Origin of the sequence: Roseovarius amoyensis, assembly GCF_003260265.1 — a bacterium.
Classification (GTDB): domain Bacteria; phylum Pseudomonadota; class Alphaproteobacteria; order Rhodobacterales; family Rhodobacteraceae; genus Roseovarius; species Roseovarius amoyensis.
In genome coordinates, this window is sequence record NZ_QITQ01000001.1 from 344,039 (window position 1) to 358,467 (window position 14,429).

Annotated in this window: 19 protein-coding genes and 1 tRNA gene; 9 read left to right on the forward strand and 11 right to left on the reverse strand. The window is 65.6% G+C overall.

What is annotated here, in order from left to right:
- Window positions 1–1,398: a diguanylate cyclase gene (locus DL899_RS01685; RefSeq protein WP_162685456.1), complete on the forward strand. Its 1,398-nt coding sequence runs from the start codon at window positions 1–3 to the stop codon at window positions 1,396–1,398.
- Here DL899_RS01685 and DL899_RS01690 read toward each other — a convergent pair.
- From DL899_RS01690 to DL899_RS01705, 4 genes are all read right to left on the reverse strand, one after another.
- Window positions 1,370–1,876, reverse strand: coding sequence for a periplasmic heavy metal sensor (locus tag DL899_RS01690; protein WP_111732022.1), 507 nt, complete (start codon window positions 1,874–1,876; stop codon window positions 1,370–1,372). The two genes, DL899_RS01685 and DL899_RS01690, sit on opposite strands and share 29 nt — an antisense overlap.
- Window positions 1,876–2,247 (reverse strand): hypothetical protein, encoded by a 372-nt coding sequence (locus DL899_RS01695; protein WP_111732023.1) that lies wholly within the window; start codon window positions 2,245–2,247, stop codon window positions 1,876–1,878. The genes DL899_RS01690 and DL899_RS01695 overlap by 1 nt, the downstream gene beginning before the upstream one ends.
- Window positions 2,231–2,827, reverse strand: a complete 597-nt coding sequence (locus DL899_RS01700; protein ID WP_111732024.1) for an RNA polymerase sigma factor — start codon at window positions 2,825–2,827, stop codon at window positions 2,231–2,233. Before DL899_RS01700 ends, DL899_RS01695 begins: the two co-directional genes overlap by 17 nt.
- Window positions 2,828–2,920: 93 nt before the next feature.
- Window positions 2,921–3,469, reverse strand: a complete 549-nt coding sequence (locus DL899_RS01705; RefSeq protein ID WP_111732025.1) for an EF-hand domain-containing protein — start codon at window positions 3,467–3,469, stop codon at window positions 2,921–2,923.
- A 254-nt stretch (window positions 3,470–3,723) separates the two neighbouring features.
- Here DL899_RS01705 and DL899_RS01710 point away from each other — a divergent pair, with 254 nt between their 5' ends.
- Window positions 3,724–4,131 carry a DUF983 domain-containing protein gene (locus tag DL899_RS01710; RefSeq protein ID WP_111732085.1) on the forward strand — a complete coding sequence of 136 codons (408 nt, stop codon included), beginning with the start codon at window positions 3,724–3,726 and terminating at the stop codon, window positions 4,129–4,131.
- A 70-nt stretch (window positions 4,132–4,201) separates the two neighbouring features.
- On the forward strand, window positions 4,202–4,897 hold the full coding sequence (locus DL899_RS01715; RefSeq protein ID WP_111732026.1) for an NUDIX hydrolase: 696 nt from the start codon (window positions 4,202–4,204) through the stop codon (window positions 4,895–4,897).
- A gap of 5 nt (window positions 4,898–4,902) precedes the next feature.
- Here DL899_RS01715 and DL899_RS01720 read toward each other — a convergent pair whose 3' ends face one another.
- From DL899_RS01720 to DL899_RS01730, 3 genes are read right to left on the reverse strand one after another with little or no spacing between them, the layout of a single operon-like run.
- Window positions 4,903–5,805 (reverse strand): DMT family transporter, encoded by a 903-nt coding sequence (locus tag DL899_RS01720; protein ID WP_111732027.1) that lies wholly within the window; start codon window positions 5,803–5,805, stop codon window positions 4,903–4,905.
- A gap of 60 nt (window positions 5,806–5,865) precedes the next feature.
- Window positions 5,866–6,786: a fatty acid desaturase gene (locus DL899_RS01725; protein ID WP_111732028.1), complete on the reverse strand. Its 921-nt coding sequence runs from the start codon at window positions 6,784–6,786 to the stop codon at window positions 5,866–5,868.
- Window positions 6,779–6,985 (reverse strand): DUF2061 domain-containing protein, encoded by a 207-nt coding sequence (locus DL899_RS01730; RefSeq protein WP_111732029.1) that lies wholly within the window; start codon window positions 6,983–6,985, stop codon window positions 6,779–6,781. The genes DL899_RS01725 and DL899_RS01730 overlap by 8 nt, the downstream gene beginning before the upstream one ends.
- Before the next feature lie 109 nt (window positions 6,986–7,094).
- Between DL899_RS01730 and DL899_RS01735 the strand changes: the two genes are divergently transcribed.
- Window positions 7,095–7,964: a helix-turn-helix domain-containing protein gene (locus tag DL899_RS01735; protein ID WP_111732030.1), complete on the forward strand. Its 870-nt coding sequence runs from the start codon at window positions 7,095–7,097 to the stop codon at window positions 7,962–7,964.
- A 52-nt stretch (window positions 7,965–8,016) separates the two neighbouring features.
- A complete protein-coding gene (gene lfb1, locus DL899_RS01740; protein WP_111732031.1) occupies window positions 8,017–8,373 on the forward strand; it encodes an LIC10280 family protein in 357 nt (118 codons plus the stop codon).
- Window positions 8,374–8,379: 6 nt separating this feature from the next.
- On the opposite strand, the gene DL899_RS20045 is transcribed toward lfb1, so the two are convergent.
- Window positions 8,380–8,730 carry an aldo/keto reductase gene (locus DL899_RS20045; RefSeq protein ID WP_111732032.1) on the reverse strand — a complete coding sequence of 117 codons (351 nt, stop codon included), beginning with the start codon at window positions 8,728–8,730 and terminating at the stop codon, window positions 8,380–8,382.
- Between the two features lie 83 nt (window positions 8,731–8,813).
- On the opposite strand from DL899_RS20045, the gene DL899_RS01750 reads away from it, so the two are divergent.
- The 4 genes from DL899_RS01750 to DL899_RS01765 all read left to right on the forward strand — a co-directional run bounded on the left by DL899_RS01750 (window position 8,814) and on the right by DL899_RS01765 (window position 12,964).
- On the forward strand, window positions 8,814–9,383 hold the full coding sequence (locus DL899_RS01750) for a YceI family protein (RefSeq protein ID WP_111732033.1): 570 nt from the start codon (window positions 8,814–8,816) through the stop codon (window positions 9,381–9,383).
- A gap of 79 nt (window positions 9,384–9,462) precedes the next feature.
- Window positions 9,463–10,686, forward strand: a complete 1,224-nt coding sequence (locus tag DL899_RS01755) for an MFS transporter (RefSeq protein WP_111732034.1) — start codon at window positions 9,463–9,465, stop codon at window positions 10,684–10,686.
- A 76-nt stretch (window positions 10,687–10,762) separates the two neighbouring features.
- Window positions 10,763–12,481 carry a methionine--tRNA ligase gene (metG, locus tag DL899_RS01760; protein WP_111732035.1) on the forward strand — a complete coding sequence of 573 codons (1,719 nt, stop codon included), beginning with the start codon at window positions 10,763–10,765 and terminating at the stop codon, window positions 12,479–12,481.
- Between the two features lie 150 nt (window positions 12,482–12,631).
- Entirely contained in the window at window positions 12,632–12,964 is a 333-nt protein-coding gene (locus DL899_RS01765) for an H-NS histone family protein (RefSeq protein ID WP_111732036.1), read from the forward strand.
- Between the two features lie 135 nt (window positions 12,965–13,099).
- On the opposite strand, the gene DL899_RS01770 is transcribed toward DL899_RS01765, so the two are convergent.
- From DL899_RS01770 to DL899_RS01780, 3 genes are all read right to left on the reverse strand, one after another.
- Window positions 13,100–13,185, reverse strand: a tRNA-Leu gene (locus DL899_RS01770).
- 66 nt (window positions 13,186–13,251) lie between these two features.
- Window positions 13,252–13,803 carry a tetratricopeptide repeat protein gene (locus DL899_RS01775; protein ID WP_239494565.1) on the reverse strand — a complete coding sequence of 184 codons (552 nt, stop codon included), beginning with the start codon at window positions 13,801–13,803 and terminating at the stop codon, window positions 13,252–13,254.
- 32 nt (window positions 13,804–13,835) lie between these two features.
- Entirely contained in the window at window positions 13,836–14,312 is a 477-nt protein-coding gene (locus DL899_RS01780) for an Lrp/AsnC family transcriptional regulator (protein ID WP_111732037.1), read from the reverse strand.
- Window positions 14,313–14,429 lie beyond the last annotated feature (117 nt).

Consider the following 14,429-nt stretch of genomic DNA (forward strand, 5'->3'; position numbering starts at 1 on the left):
ATGACCGGAAAGATACTCATCGTCGACGCGCTCGCCACCAACCGGATCGTGCTGAAGGCACGGCTTACTGCAGCATTTTACGAAGTTCTGCAGGCCGGATCCGGGGCCGAGGCGGCGACCGTGGCGCGCGACGCCCGGCCCGACCTGCTGTTGCTGGGCGGGGCCCTGCCGGACATAGGGGTCGGGGAACTGGTCACAGCGCTGGCCGAGGGGTGCGGCCCCGATTGCGTGCTGCCCACGGTGGTGGCGCTGTTGCCGGACGACGCCGCCGCGCAGCGTGCCGACGCGCTGGCCGGCGGCGCCAGCGATGTCATTTCCAGGCCGGTCGATCACCGGTACCTGCTGGCGCGGTTGCGGGCGCTGTTGCGTCAGCGTCACCTCGACGCCGACCTCGGCGTGCCGGCGGCAACCGCCGATGCGCTGGGTTTCGCCGAAGAGCCCTGCGCGTTCCGCCCTCCGGCGCGACTGACAGTTATGGCCGGCACCGCGGCACGCGCGCATACCCTGCGCCAGCGCCTGGCGCCGGCGCTGCCGGACGTCACCTGCACCTTTGCCGAGGACGGCACCAGGGCCATGGCCGCGCTGCGCCGGGGCACCGACGCCGTTTTGCTGGAGGTGGGGGAAACCAACCTCGATACCGCGCCCGCCCTTCTGGCCGAGTTGCAGACGGCACCCGCAACCCGCCATGCCCGAATCGTCGTCCTGCTCGACCGCGCCGCTGCCGACCTGGCGGTGCCGCTGCTGGACATGGGCGCCAGCGAGGTTCTGCCGACGCCCGTCGACGACCGCGAGCTGACGCTGCGGATCTCCGCCCAGATCGCGCACAAGACGCGGGCCGACGTCCTGCGCGGCCGGCTGGAAAGCGGGTTGCAGGCGGCCGTCATCGACCCGCTGACCGGGCTATACAACCGTCGTTACGGGCTGAGCTTTCTGCGTCGCATCCTGGCCCAGCCACAAGGGGGCGGCGGCCTGTGCGCGGTAATGGTTGCCGATCTCGACCATTTCAAGGCGATCAATGACGGCTTCGGCCATGCCGCCGGCGACAGGGTGCTGGCGCAGGTCTCGGCGCGGATGCGGGCCAATCTGCCCGCCGGGGCGATAATCGCGCGGCTGGGGGGTGAGGAATTCGTGATCGTCGTTCCCGACACCTCGCCGGATGCGGCGCGCAGGCTGGCCGGCACGATCTGCCGCCATGTCCGCGAAAAGCCCGTGACGATGCCGGGCGGGGCGGGGGCTGTGGCGGTCACGGTCAGCATCGGGGTGACGCTGGCCCTGCCCGACCCCGCCGCTGGCCCGGCCCAGGCCGAAGCCCTGCTGGCCGAGGCCGACCGCGCGCTTTACGCGTCGAAATCCGGCGGGCGCAACACCGTTACTTTTCGCTGCCGTCCCGCGGCCTGACGTCGCCGCCGTCCCTGTGACGGCGCTGCAGCTCGGCCTGCAGCCGTTCGGCATACGCCGCGCGTTCGGCATCGTCCATCCTGGCCAGCCGCGCCACCAGCATCGCCTGCCCCTTGCTGATCCGTTCCTCGACCCCGTCCTGAATACGGGCCAGCCGTGCCTCGACCGCCTGCGGGTCGAACGGGGTCGCCTGCAGATCGGCGACGAGGCCGGTGAAATCCTCGCGCAGACGCTGACGCGACCAGGCGCGGTCGTGATGCGCGGCGCGCATTTCACGCGCCAGCGCACGGCGGTCATCGGGGGCCAGCGCACGGGTCAGCGGCCCCCCCATCGCCTGCATCCGGGGCGGACCACGGTGCTGCCACCTGTCGCCCGACAGCATCGCACCGCCAATGACGCCGACCACGAGCAGGTTCAGTGCCAGTGACACGATCAGCGCAATGCGCAGCCCCTTGCCGGTCTTGGTCTTGTCAGCCATCACGACGCTCCTTCCGCGAGGATAAAGGCGGATTCGAGATCGACGTCGATCATCAACGTCGCCGTGTCTCCGCCCATCATCTGTTGCGCCATCGCGGTCAGCCCGTCAGGCGGCGCGGCACCGATCCAGACACCGGCCACCGCCGCGGTGGCAAGGCCCGCCATCGCCGGCCAGCCACCGAGGGCATTAACCAATCCCGCCAGCAGGCCCGAACGCGACGGCCGTGGCGGCGGGGCCACATGCACCGCCTGTTCGCGGTCGGCATCCGCCACGATGCGCGCCATCAGCGCGGCATCGGGTTCGGGGGCCCGCGCCTTCAGGGCCTCGAAATGTGCGGCCAGCGGATTGGGGCTGTCATGTTCGTGTGTCATCGGTATATCCCAGTTCATTGCGCCGGGCGGACAGATCCGCCGCAAGCGCGCGTTTTCCTCGGGCCACGAGGCTTTCGACTGCCTCGACACTTACGCCCATGATCTCTGCGATCTCGGGGTTGGCAAGTTCCTCGAGATGGCGCAGCACCACCGCCTGACGCTGCCGTTCCGGCAGTTGGCCCAGCGCCGCCTGCAGCGCCTCGGCGCGGGTGCGGTCCTGCAGGCTGTCGGCGGGGCCGGCGGCCCCATCGACCGGCTCGGGCACCGCGTCCAGCGGCTCTGCCCTCCCCCGCCGGCGCAGCCGGTCGGTGCACAGGTTGGCGGTCACGCGGTATAGCCATGTGCGCGGCGTGGCCTCGTCCGAGCGCCAGTCAGGGGCGATGCGCCAAAGGCGCAACATCGCCTCCTGCGTCACCTCCTCGGCCTCGGCCAGATTGCCCAGAAGCCGTTGCGCATGGGCCAGAACGCGCGGCGCCAGCCGGGCCGTCAGCGTACGCGCTGCGGTCCCGTCGCCATTGGCATAAAGCGTCAGCAACGCTGAATCCGGTATTTCGCTCTGGTCGTCGAACGGCATTGTCATCGTCCAGGCAGGTATCCTTGGCGGGAGGAGGGGTGAGGCGGCAGTCAGTGTGACCGCCGCCCGGCCCCTTGGCAAGGCCGGGGGCTGGCCGGATCAGTCCTGGCAGTCCTGCATGCCGCGGTGTTCGCCGCGGTGCTTGCCGCCGTGATCACCGCCATGCCGGCCCTTGTGGCCATCCCTGCCGCCGTGGCGGCGGTCGTGGCGATCACTCATCTTTTCGAACTCCTCGGCCGAAACGGTACCGTCGCGGTCACGATCCATGCGCGAGAACATCCGCATACCATCGCCGCGCTGCAGCTCGTCGGCGCTCAGGTTGCCGTCGCCATCGGCATCGCGCCAGCCGATCATCCGGTCGAGCATCTTTTCGCGCTTCTCGGCTTGGCGCTTGGCCATCTGGGCGTCCAGCTCGGCGCGGCTGAGCTTGCCATCGCCATCCGTATCGGCAGCGGCAAAGCGGGCCTTGCGATGGTTTTCCATCTCGGCGCGGGTCAGTTTGCCGTCGCCGTCAGCGTCGAGTTCGGTAAAGCTCGGGCGCGCGCCCTTGCCGGCCATGGCATCGTCCGTACCCTGGGCGATACCCTGCATCCCGGTTCCGGCGAGGATTGCGGCGCTGAGGGCGGCCATCACAAATGAGTTTTTCATATCTGCTTCTCCTGGTCTGCTTGTCCCGGTTTCGTTGGTGAAACCCGTTTGCGACCGGCACCGTTTCTGCCCCGGTCACACCCCTTGAACGCATCAGGTCCGCGCTTCCGTCGCTGCTACGCGAAAAAATCTTCGTCCTCTAAAAGATGAGCGGATTTTGCACCTTTTGCGACATCGCGCCGCAAGGGCATTTCGTGCCTTAGCGTTGACCCCGGTAGAATCGGCATCTATCTGCGTTACTCATGAGGGACACCATGACCGACCAGACAGCAGACGATACCGCCATCACCGACACCGCCGAGCGTGAGCTCTGGCCAGCCGTCAGGCGGGGCTTTCGACGCAAATGCCCGAAATGCGGCGCCGGGCCGCTGATGTGCAGTTATCTAAAGGTGCGCGACCGCTGCACCGTCTGCCAGGAAGACCTGAGCCAGCACCGTGCCGATGACGGGCCGGCCTATCTGACGATCCTGGTCGTGGGGCACCTGATGGCGCCGCTGCTGCATATCGTCTTTACCACCTTCCGGCCCGAACCGCTGGTACTTTTCACTATATTTTCTGTTGGCTGCGTCACCCTGTCGCTATATCTTCTGCCGAGGCTGAAAGGGTCGATCGTCGGTTTTCAATGGGCCCGGCGGATGCACGGGTTCGGCGGCGCCGACTAGACCGCCGCTTTGTTCGGACCGCGCATTCAGACCGCGCATTCGGACCACGAGACCGAACGAGGAAGAACAAATGACGATAGACAAGACCGCCGTACGAGACGCCGCCACGCTGGTGGTGCTGCGCGACCGCGAAACCACGCCGCGGGTCCTGATGGGCCAGCGCGGCGCCAAGGCGGCATTCATGCCCAACAAGTTCGTCTTTCCCGGCGGGGCGGTCGACCAGGCCGACGCACAGGTTCCGCTGGCCGCGCCCCTGCCCCAGCCCTGCCGCGGGCGGTTACTGGATGAATGCGCCAGCGATATTTCGCACGCCCTCGCAGTCGCCGCGGTCCGCGAGCTGTGGGAAGAAACCGGGCTGATGCTGGGTAGCGACGGCGCCTGGCCCAGAACACCGCCCGAGGACTGGAAGGACTTTGCCGCGGCCGGGCGCCTGCCCTCGGCAGAGGGGATGCAGTTCATATTCCGCGCAATCACGCCGCCGGGACGGCCGCGCCGGTTCGATGCGCGTTTTTTCCTGGTCGACGCGGGGCGGATCGAGGGCGATCTCGACGATTTCTCGGCCGCCTGTGACGAGCTTTCGCACCTGCAATGGGTGCCGCTGGAAGAGGCGCGCGCGCTGGATCTGCCGTTCGTCACCGAGGTGGTGCTGGCCGAAACCGCCGCCCGGCTGCATGAACCCGGCCCGCCGGCATCAGTGCCGTTCTTTCGCAACGGCGCCGAGGCCAGCTTTCATCTGCGTCTCTACGGCGTCGAGATGAACGACTGAGGCCCCTACCCCAGCAGTACAAGTCCCAGGATGCTGGCCGCCAACAGCGCGATGCCGACGTATTCGCGGCAGGCGACGCGTTCGCGGAAGAACAGCACCGACGCCAGCAGTGAAAATATCAGTTCGACCTGGCCCACGGCAAAGACATAGGCCGCGTTCTGCAGCGTGAAGGCGGTGAACCATCCAACCGATCCGCCCAGACCGGCCAGCCCCATCCAGACGCCCTGCCTGCGCGCGCCCCAGATCCGTGCCAGTTGCCCGGGTTCGGCCCGCGCCAGCCACAGCCCCATCCCCACTGTCTGCATCAGCGTGACCGCCGCTACTGCGACCGTGGCGCGCAGAAAGGCGTCTTCGCTCGCCACCTCCAGCGTGGCGCCGCGATAGGACACCGCAGAGACGGCGAACAACGCGCCCGAGGCCAGCCCCAGACCCGCCGAACGGTTCCACAGCCGCCGCAGCAGACCGCCCGCCAGCCCCGGCATGTCGGATAGCACCAGCACCCCCCAGAGCCCCAGCACGATGGCGCCCAGCGCCGGCAGGCTGATCCGGTCGCCCAACACCACGAACCCCACCAGCGCTGTCTGTATGACCTCGGTCTTCTTGAAGGTGATGCCGACGGCAAAGCTCCGCCGCGCGAACAGCAGCACCACGCACCAGGTGGCCAGGATCTGCATCAGTCCGCCGATTGCGGCGTAAAGCCAGAACAGGGCCGTGAGGGGCGGCAGCGCCTGGCACAGCCATGCCAGATAACCCGCCGCCAGGATCAGGGCCACGGGCGCGGCATAGGCAAAACGCGCATAGGTCGCCCCGGCAGCGGACAGCGCCCCCATGCTGAGCAATTTCTGCAACATAAAGCGCAGCGTCTGAAACGCCGCCGCCACGATAGAAAGGGCAACCCAGGCCTCCATACCCAACACCTATGCCCGGGTTGAGCGGGCTTTACCAGACCCGGCGGCGGCAGACGGGAGCTATGGCGTCGGTTCCCGCCCCTTGCCCTGCGACAGCGGATGCGGCACCGGGTCCTTGGCCGTCAGGAAATGGCGGGCAAAGACCTCGGCATAGGATCGGTAGTAATAGCCGCCATTGCGGCGCAGATAGGTGTCGCGGTTCTGGTCGAACAGGCGCGGCAGGCGATACCACGGCGCGCGCGGGTGCATGTGGTGAACCACATGCAGGTTGTTGTTGAGAAAGATCAGCGCCAGCGGCCCGCAATCCTCGATCACCACGGTGCGCCCGCTGGCGCGTTCATGCGCCTGGTGTTCCAGAAAGGTGCGGATCTTGAGGATCGACATGCCGCCATAGGCCGCCACGAGATAGGCCCAGAACGGCATCGGGGACAACGCCACCAACACCACAACCGGCACGACGCCCAGCGCGTGCAGCACCCAGGCCAGCAAAACGCCCGGATCGCCCGCGCGGATGGCGCGCGAGTCGTCGCGCAGCAGGCACCAGATGCCGATCGCCGGACCCAGCACCATGCGCCCGGCCAGGGTATTGTTGACCCGCAGCACCGCCCGGCCCCAGCGCGGCAGGCGCGCCCACACCGCCGGGTCCAGATAGTTCGATTCCGGGTCGTCATAGGGGTCGGTCAGCACCTCGTCATGATGGTGCGCCAGGTGCAGGTCGCGAAAGCGGCGATATGGCACGAAAAGCCCAGGGCAGACGAATACCAGCGCCTCGTTCAGCAGGGCATTGCGGAAAGGATGGCCGTGCAGCACCTCATGCGTCAGCGAGGAATGCAGCGCGATGGCCAGCGCCGCCAGCCCGATGCCCAGCGGCAGCCATACGCCTGCCGCCCAGAACACCGCCAGCACCCACAGCCCGTAGCACGCCACCAGTATCGCAAGGGTCGGCCACTCGGTCTGTGTCGGCAACGAACGCTCAGACATGGCGACGGCCCCAGTTGATGCGCGACCAGACACGTTCGTAGATCACATAAGACACCAGCCCGATCGCCGTGTTGACCGCCGCCATGATCCCGCCGATGGCGGCAGAGCCGGTCAGCGCCAGACCGACCGCGCTCATCATCAGCAGGCCGATCGCATTCCACAGCAGTGCTTTCACAAGCGTGCGCGCTCGCGTTTCCATTCCTTCCCTCTTCGATTGTTTGGGTCACACAACCGATACGCCCACTGCCGCAACGGGGGAACTCCGAATACAGTTAACATTGTTCCACATTGTTTGTATAATTCACCACATGATGGAAAAAACCGACAAACGCGCCCGCGCGGCCCTGTTTCGCAGCCGTCTTGCCGAGGCGATGGAGGCACGCGGCACCAGCCAGAGCGCGCTGGCCCGCGCCGTGGGGGTGGACCGCTCGACCGTGTCGCAACTGATCAAGGGCACAGGCCCAAGGCTGCCCAACGCGCAGGTGGTGGGCGAATGCGCCGCTGCGCTGGGGGTGTCGGCCGACTGGCTGCTGGGGCTGACCGACCGGCCCGAAACCGCCGCTGACATCCTGGCCAGCAGCCTGTCGCTGACCGAGGCGCCACGTGCGCTGGTCGATGAACAGATATTTCTGTGGCACCAGGAGGCCGCAGGTTACAAGATACGTCACGTTCCCGCCGGGCTGCCCGACATGCTGAAGACGCGGGAATTCCTGCAATGGGAATACGCCCCGCACCTGGGCCGCAGCATCGACCAGGCCATCGGCGCGTCAGAGGACCGGCTGGCATGGATGCGGGACGCGCAATCCGACTACGAGATCGCGCTGCCAATATACGAGCTGCAGTCCTTTCTGCAGGCTGAGGGCTATTATTCCGGCCTGCCCTATCCGGTTCGGGCCGCGCAGGTGGAATTCCTGCTGGAGGTTTGTGAACAGCTATACCCCCGGTTGCGGATATATCTCTTTGACGCACGGCGGCTTTATTCCGCGCCGCTGACCGTATTCGGCCCGCTGCTGGCGGCGATCTATATCGGGCAGAACTACATGGTCTTTCGCGATACCGAACGGGTGCAGGCACTGACCGGGCATTTCGACCACCTGGTGCGCGAGGCCCATGTCACCGCACGCAACCTGCCGAGCCATGTTCGCGCCCTCTGGGCTGGAACCCCGAATCGAGGCTAGTATGCCAGATCATCCGCGCCGCGCCAGGCTTTGGCGCAAAAGGAGACACGCCATGACCGACCGCCGCCTTTTCATTGCCGGGGCGCTGGCCGCGATGGCCACGCTTGCCACCGGGGCCGCAGCCCAGCAGACGCCCGTCTACCACATCGCCGGGACCTATGACGCGCGGGGGATGAACCCCGACGGCTCGGTCTATCGCGGCGCGGTGCAGATTTCCCAGCAGGGCAGCGCCGTCGAGGTCTATTGGAACGTCGCCAGCCAGAGCTATACCGGGCGCGGCCAGATCGAGGGCCGCGTCGTCACCGTCGATTGGGGTAGTCCAACGCCTGTCGTCTATGTGCTGATGGGGCGCGAATTGCACGGCACCTGGGAAAACGGCACCGCACTGGAAAAGCTGACCCCGCGCTGAGCCGCGTCAATAGCGCATCGGATGCGCGCGGTCGGCGTCATCGATGGCCTGGCGCGCCTCTTTTGTCAGCGTTACATCGGCGCGGCCCAGCGCGGTTGCAAGCCTGGCCCGCGACGCCACCATGAAGATCGCCAAGCAGGCAAACGGCTGCCCCATCACCCATTCCAGCGCCATCTGCACCGGGGCGAGCCCGTGTTTCCGCGCAATGCTCAGACAGGCATCGACAGCGGCAAAGGCGCGATCGGCGACATGCGCGCCCTCGGCGGCTCCGACACGGCATCGTGGCTCAAGGCCCCCGGGACATCCCGCCGCGCACGCCTTTGCCGTCCGGGGGCTGGCGCGTTGCCCGGTGAGCAGCTAGACAAAGGGCTGGCCCCGGCCAGCGCCAGACAACCCGCACCCCCGCCCATACGAGGCCCAATCCGCAATTGCCAAAAGCCATGATCAGGGTTCTGCTGTTCTGCCTTGTCAGCCTTGCCGGAGTTGCCGCCACGCCGGCATGCGCCGCGCCCGAGGACTATGAGCTGGACAAAAACCGCTCGGCGGTGAAATTCGGTTTTGTCTTTGACGGTGCGGACATGACCGGCCACATGCCGGTACATGCGGCGCAGATAACGCTCGATGTCGACAACCTGCCGGCCAGCCGGGTCGACGTGGCGCTTGACGCGCGCGCCGCACGAGCGGGGTTTTTCTTGGCAACGCAGGCGATGCGGGGGGCGTCGATGCTCGACACCGCGACCCATCCGCTGATCCGGTTCCGGTCCACCTCTGTCACCGGCAGGCTGCGCGACGCCACCGTGACGGGCGAGCTGACCCTGCGTGGCGTCACCCGCCCCGTCATTCTGCGCGCCGCCGTCTACCGTCAGCCCGAAACCGCGCCCACAGACCGCGACCGGCTGATCGTTCTGCTGACCGGCCAGGTCAACCGCACGGAGTTTGGCGCCAGCGGCTATCCCGGCGTGATCGGGGACACCATCACCCTGCGCATCCTCGCCTATATCGCGAAATAGTCACGAGCCGCGCAAAACGACACCGCCATGTCGAAAACGCGCCAGCCGACCCGGATCAGGCTGCCATGCTGGGGCGGACATGCGGACACTTATCTCATTCGCCGCCCTCATCCTGTCGGTGATCCTGCTACAGCTTTCGTCTGGCGGGGTGGTGCCGCTGGATGCGCTGTCGGGGCTCAAGCTGGGCTTCAGCGCCACCCAGATCGGTCTGTTGGGGTCGGCCCATTTCGTGGGCTTCTTCATCGGCTGCTGGTGGGCGCCGCGTCTGATGGGCAACGTCGGACATTCCCGCGCCTTCGCCGCCTTTACCGCCACCGGGGCGATCGGCCTGCTGGCGCATATGCTGTTTGTCGAGCCGCACGCCTGGGCGCTGATGCGGGTGGCGACAGGCATGTGCGTGGCCGGGTGCTATACGGTGATCGAGGCGTGGCTGCAGGCCAAGGTCGACAACAACGCGCGCGCACGCTCAATGGGCACCTACCGGATGGCCGACATGGGCGCATCGCTGATGGCGCAGCTGGTGATCTCGGTTCTCGAACCGGCCAGCTATGTGTCCTACAACATCCTTGCCATCATCTGCTGCGCCTCGCTGCTGCCACTGACGCTGACCACCGTGCGCCAGCCCGAAACACCGCCGGCGCCCCGGTTGCGCCCGGGGTTGCTGATCCGCTGCTCACCGCTGGCCACGGCGGGGGTGCTGGTGGCGGCGCTGTCGAGCGCATCATTTCGCATGGTCGGCCCGCTTTACGGCGAGGGCGTGGGCCTGGACGCCAGCCAGATCGCCTGGTTCCTGGCCGCCTTCGTGCTGGGCGGCGCGCTGGCGCAATACCCGGCGGGGTGGCTGGCGGACAAGTACGACCGGCGTCATGTCCTGATCGTGCTTTCGGTCCTGACCATCGTCGCCTGCCTTGTCACTGCATCGCTCGACGGGCTGAGCGCGGGCGGCGTGATGCTGACGGCGTTCCTGTTCGGCATGTTCTCATTTCCGATCTATTCAGTGTCGGCGGCCCACGCCAACGACTTTGCCGACAGCAGCCAGCGGGTCGAGCTGTCGGCCGCGCTGATGTTCTTTTACGCGGTGGGTGCCATCGCCGCGCCGCTGGCGGCCTCGGCGCTGGTCGATCTTTTCGGCCCGCCGGCAATGTTCCTGCTGATCGCCGCGGGGCACGCATTTCTGATCGTCTTCGGGCTGGTGCGGATGCGCGCGCGCAGCGCCGCCGGGCCACGCACCCGCTATGTCTGGTCGCCACGCACCAGTTTCATCATCGGCCGGCTGACCGGCACCTCACGCGAGGACCGCTGAACATCGCTGCCCTCTGGCACCCGGTGGCAAGCTTCGCTAAAGGAAGCGTGACATTGGCCGAAGGACGCAGCGCGACATGGCACGCCACCTGATCACATCCGCCATCCCCTATATCAACGGGGTCAAGCATTTGGGCAACCTGGTGGGCAGCCAGTTGCCCGCCGACCTCTTTGCCCGCTACCAGCGCGGGCGCGGGCACGAGGTGCTGTTCCTCTGCGCCACCGACGAACACGGCACCCCGGCCGAGCTGGCCGCCACCAAGGCCGGCAAGCCGGTGGCCGACTACTGCGCCGAGATGCACGATGTGCAAGAGGCGCTTTCCAGGGGCTTTCGCCTGAGCTTTGATCATTTCGGCCGCTCCTCCAGCCCGCAGAACCACAAGCTGACCCAGCATCTGGCCGCGCGCCTGCACGAGGCCGGGTTGATCGAAGTGGTGACGGAACAACAGGTCTATTCCATTGCCGACGGTCGTTTCCTGCCCGACCGCTATATCGAGGGCACCTGCCCCAACTGCGGCTATGACAAGGCCCGGGGCGATCAGTGCGAGAACTGCACCAAGCAACTTGACCCCACCGACCTGATCGACCCGCGCAGCGCGATTTCCGGATCGACCGATCTGGAAACGCGCGAGACCAAGCACCTTTTCCTGCGCCAGAGCCGGATGCGCGATACGCTGAATGAATGGATCGACGCCAAGACCGACTGGCCGGTGCTGACCACCTCGATCGCGCGCAAATGGCTTAACGATGGCGACGGGCTGCAGGACCGGGGCATTACCCGCGATCTTGATTGGGGTATCCCCGTGCAATTCGACGGCGCGCAGTGGTCGGGAATGGAGGGCAAGGTTTTCTACGTGTGGTTCGACGCACCGATCGAATATATCGCCTGCGCCGCCGAATGGGCCGACGCGCAGGGGCTGGACGAAAGCCAATGGCAACGCTGGTGGCGTACCGACAATGGCGCAGACGACGTGCGCTATACCCAGTTCATGGGCAAGGACAACGTCCCCTTTCACACGCTCAGCTTTCCCGCCACGCTGATGGGATCGGGCGAGCCGTGGAAGCTGGTCGATTACATCAAGTCGTTTAATTATCTGAATTACGACGGCGGCCAGTTTTCGACCAGCCAGGGCCGCGGCGTGTTCATGGATGACGCGCTGGATATTCTGCCGGCGGATTACTGGCGCTGGTGGCTGCTGTCCCATGCGCCGGAAAGTTCCGACAGCGAATTCACCTGGGAAAACTTTCAGGTCAGCGTCAACAAGGACCTGGCCGATGTGTTGGGTAATTTCGTCAGCCGCGTGACCAAGTTCTGCCGCTCGAAATTCGGCGAAGAGGTGCCCCAGGGCGGCGAATACGGCCCCCGCGAAGAGGCGTTGATTTCCGACCTGACGGCCAAGATCGCCGCCTATCAGGCGCATATGGATGCGATCGAGGTTCGCAAGGCGGCGGCGGCCCTGCGGGCGATCTGGGTTGCGGGCAACGAATACCTGCAAGAGGCCGCGCCCTGGGCCGCCTTCAAGGAAGACCCGGCGCGCGCCGCGGCGCAGATCCGGCTGGCGCTGAACCTTATCCCGGTCTACGCGGTGCTTTCGGCGCCGTTCATCCCCGACGCCAGCGCGGCGATGCTGGCAGCGATGAACGCACAGGGCGCCGGCTGGCCCGACGACGTGACCGCCGCCCTGTCCGCCCTGCCGGCCGGTCATGGTTTCACGGTGCCCGATGTATTGTTTGCAAAGATCACCGATGAACAGCGCGAAGACTGGCAGGCGCGTTTCTCTGGCGGGCGCGGCTGATACGCCGCTGGGCACGCCGACCTTGTCCATTTGCAACACTCTCGGGATTTGCATTCAAATTCGGGATGCCGGTTCAGTTTTTTTTGATTTCCCATATTCCCTATTACATATATGAATAGCTTTGGTGAAACCAATTTCAGGAAGCCCGTAATGACCATCAAGAAATCAGATTTGGCTGATATGAGCCTTCCCGAACTCCGGCAATTGCAAAACGCTGTTGCCGCAGCAATCGCGACACAGGAAAAGAAAGCGCTCAAGGAGGCGAAAGCCGCTATCGAAAAGACCGCTCGGGAAATGGGCTTTTCGATAAGCGAGATTTTCGGTGCCGATGCCGCAAAAAACATTGGAAAACAAACCGTAAGCGCCCCAAAATACGCCGACCCTGCCGATCCGTCGCGCACCTGGACCGGCCGCGGGCGCAAACCCAATTGGATCAAGGCGTATCTTGATCAGGGCAAATCACTGGACGATCTTGCAATCTGAATCGCGGCCGCCCTCCGAATTGGCATTAACGGTGCCAATTCGGCCGAGCGCACGGCGCATGCCGGGGTTGTTTGATTAACCTCGGCGGTCGCCCTTAACGTGCGCGCCAATAGTCGGATACTGATTCGATCAAATTGGTACCCGCGGCCGGACTCGAACCGGCACGGCCTTTCGGCCTGGGGATTTTAAGTCCCCTGTGTCTACCATTCCACCACGCGGGCCTGCGGCGCGCAGAATAGCCACAATAGCCCGCGTGTAAACGGCCCAATTGGGACGGTGGGGCATCGCTATATGTCGTCTTCGGTCGCCTCCAGCGCCGGTAGCAGGCCGCGCTCGCTCAGCCAGGGATTGAGCCTGAGCGCAGCGCGCAGCGCCAGCGCCGCCTCGCCATTGCGGCCCAGCGCGACCAGCGTCAGCGCCTTGCCCGACATCGCACCCAAGTGGCGCGGCGACAGCTCCAGCGTGCGTTCCAGGTCGGGCAGCGCCACAGCATAATCCTGTCGGATGTAATTGACAAAGGCGCGCTGGTTGTAGCCCTCGGCATAGTTGGGGCAATAGTCGATCAGTGCATCAAAGGCGGCAACAGCGCCGTTCAGATCGAACGCCGCACGCCGTGTCATGCCCTCGTCCAGCAGTTCCTGCGCGTGGGGGTCGGGGGCGTCGGCCCATATTTCCCACATATCGTTGGAAATCAGCCGCGCGCTCTGGGCGTCGGGGGCCTGCTGCACCGCCTCGATCAGCTGCGTCAGCTCATCCGCCCTGTCCGGTGGTGGCGGGCAATCCCCGGCCCGGGCCGGCGCCGCCAGAACGAACAGCATCATGCCAAGATACCGTTTCATGCGTTGGGATTATGACGCGCCCGCCCGCGCAATCAAATCACATCCTCAAGAGCGTCTTCCTTGACCGCCTCCATCGCCACGTAGGTCGAGGTGCTGGCGACATGCGGCAGGGTCGAGACCCGATCGGCCAGGACACGCCGGTAATCGGCCATGCTGTGAGTGCGGATTTTCAGCAGATAGTCGAAATTGCCCGCGATCATGTAGGCCTGTTCGATCTCGGGCACCCGCAGCACCGCGGCATTGAAGGCCGCAAGCGCCGCCTCACGCGTGTCGTGCAGACGCACCTCGACAAAGCTGACGTGATCCTGCCCCAGCCTGATCGGGTCGATCTGGGCACGATAGCCGGTGATAACGCCGCTTTTTTCCAGCCGCCGCAGCCGCGCCTGGGTGGGCGATTTCGACAGGCCTATCGCGCGGGCCAGGTCGGTGATGCTGATCCGTCCATCCCCGGCCAGGACATGCAGAATCGCGCGGTCGAACCGGTCAAGATCGGGCTGGTCATCTTGCATTGTCGTGCCCCCATTTTTCGGGATATTCGCCCGTGTTTTGGCATTATTCGGGAAATATGACAAGTTTGACAGTGATATAATGGGTCAATTCTCTTTGGCCTCATGATCGGATACCGC

What these genes read in the sequence shown, in the direction of transcription:
- DL899_RS01765 (WP_111732036.1), top strand. Translation starts at nt 12,632, where the DNA reads ATGACCATCAAGAAATCAGATTTGGCTGATATGAGCCTTCCCGAACTC.
- DL899_RS01755 (WP_111732034.1), top strand. Translation starts at nt 9,463, where the DNA reads ATGCGGACACTTATCTCATTCGCCGCCCTCATCCTGTCGGTGATCCTG.
- DL899_RS01725 (WP_111732028.1), bottom strand. Translation starts at nt 6,786, where the DNA reads ATGTCTGAGCGTTCGTTGCCGACACAGACCGAGTGGCCGACCCTTGCG.
- DL899_RS01775 (WP_239494565.1), bottom strand. Translation starts at nt 13,803, where the DNA reads ATGAAACGGTATCTTGGCATGATGCTGTTCGTTCTGGCGGCGCCGGCC.
- metG (WP_111732035.1), top strand. Translation starts at nt 10,763, where the DNA reads ATGGCACGCCACCTGATCACATCCGCCATCCCCTATATCAACGGGGTC.
- DL899_RS01720 (WP_111732027.1), bottom strand. Translation starts at nt 5,805, where the DNA reads ATGGAGGCCTGGGTTGCCCTTTCTATCGTGGCGGCGGCGTTTCAGACG.
- DL899_RS01700 (WP_111732024.1), bottom strand. Translation starts at nt 2,827, where the DNA reads ATGACAATGCCGTTCGACGACCAGAGCGAAATACCGGATTCAGCGTTG.
- DL899_RS01750 (WP_111732033.1), top strand. Translation starts at nt 8,814, where the DNA reads ATGATCAGGGTTCTGCTGTTCTGCCTTGTCAGCCTTGCCGGAGTTGCC.
- DL899_RS01715 (WP_111732026.1), top strand. Translation starts at nt 4,202, where the DNA reads ATGACGATAGACAAGACCGCCGTACGAGACGCCGCCACGCTGGTGGTG.
- DL899_RS01730 (WP_111732029.1), bottom strand. Translation starts at nt 6,985, where the DNA reads ATGGAAACGCGAGCGCGCACGCTTGTGAAAGCACTGCTGTGGAATGCG.
- DL899_RS01685 (WP_162685456.1), top strand. Translation starts at nt 1, where the DNA reads ATGACCGGAAAGATACTCATCGTCGACGCGCTCGCCACCAACCGGATC.
- DL899_RS01735 (WP_111732030.1), top strand. Translation starts at nt 7,095, where the DNA reads ATGATGGAAAAAACCGACAAACGCGCCCGCGCGGCCCTGTTTCGCAGC.
- DL899_RS01710 (WP_111732085.1), top strand. Translation starts at nt 3,724, where the DNA reads ATGACCGACCAGACAGCAGACGATACCGCCATCACCGACACCGCCGAG.
- DL899_RS01695 (WP_111732023.1), bottom strand. Translation starts at nt 2,247, where the DNA reads ATGACACACGAACATGACAGCCCCAATCCGCTGGCCGCACATTTCGAG.
- DL899_RS01705 (WP_111732025.1), bottom strand. Translation starts at nt 3,469, where the DNA reads ATGAAAAACTCATTTGTGATGGCCGCCCTCAGCGCCGCAATCCTCGCC.
- DL899_RS01690 (WP_111732022.1), bottom strand. Translation starts at nt 1,876, where the DNA reads ATGGCTGACAAGACCAAGACCGGCAAGGGGCTGCGCATTGCGCTGATC.
- DL899_RS01780 (WP_111732037.1), bottom strand. Translation starts at nt 14,312, where the DNA reads ATGCAAGATGACCAGCCCGATCTTGACCGGTTCGACCGCGCGATTCTG.
- lfb1 (WP_111732031.1), top strand. Translation starts at nt 8,017, where the DNA reads ATGACCGACCGCCGCCTTTTCATTGCCGGGGCGCTGGCCGCGATGGCC.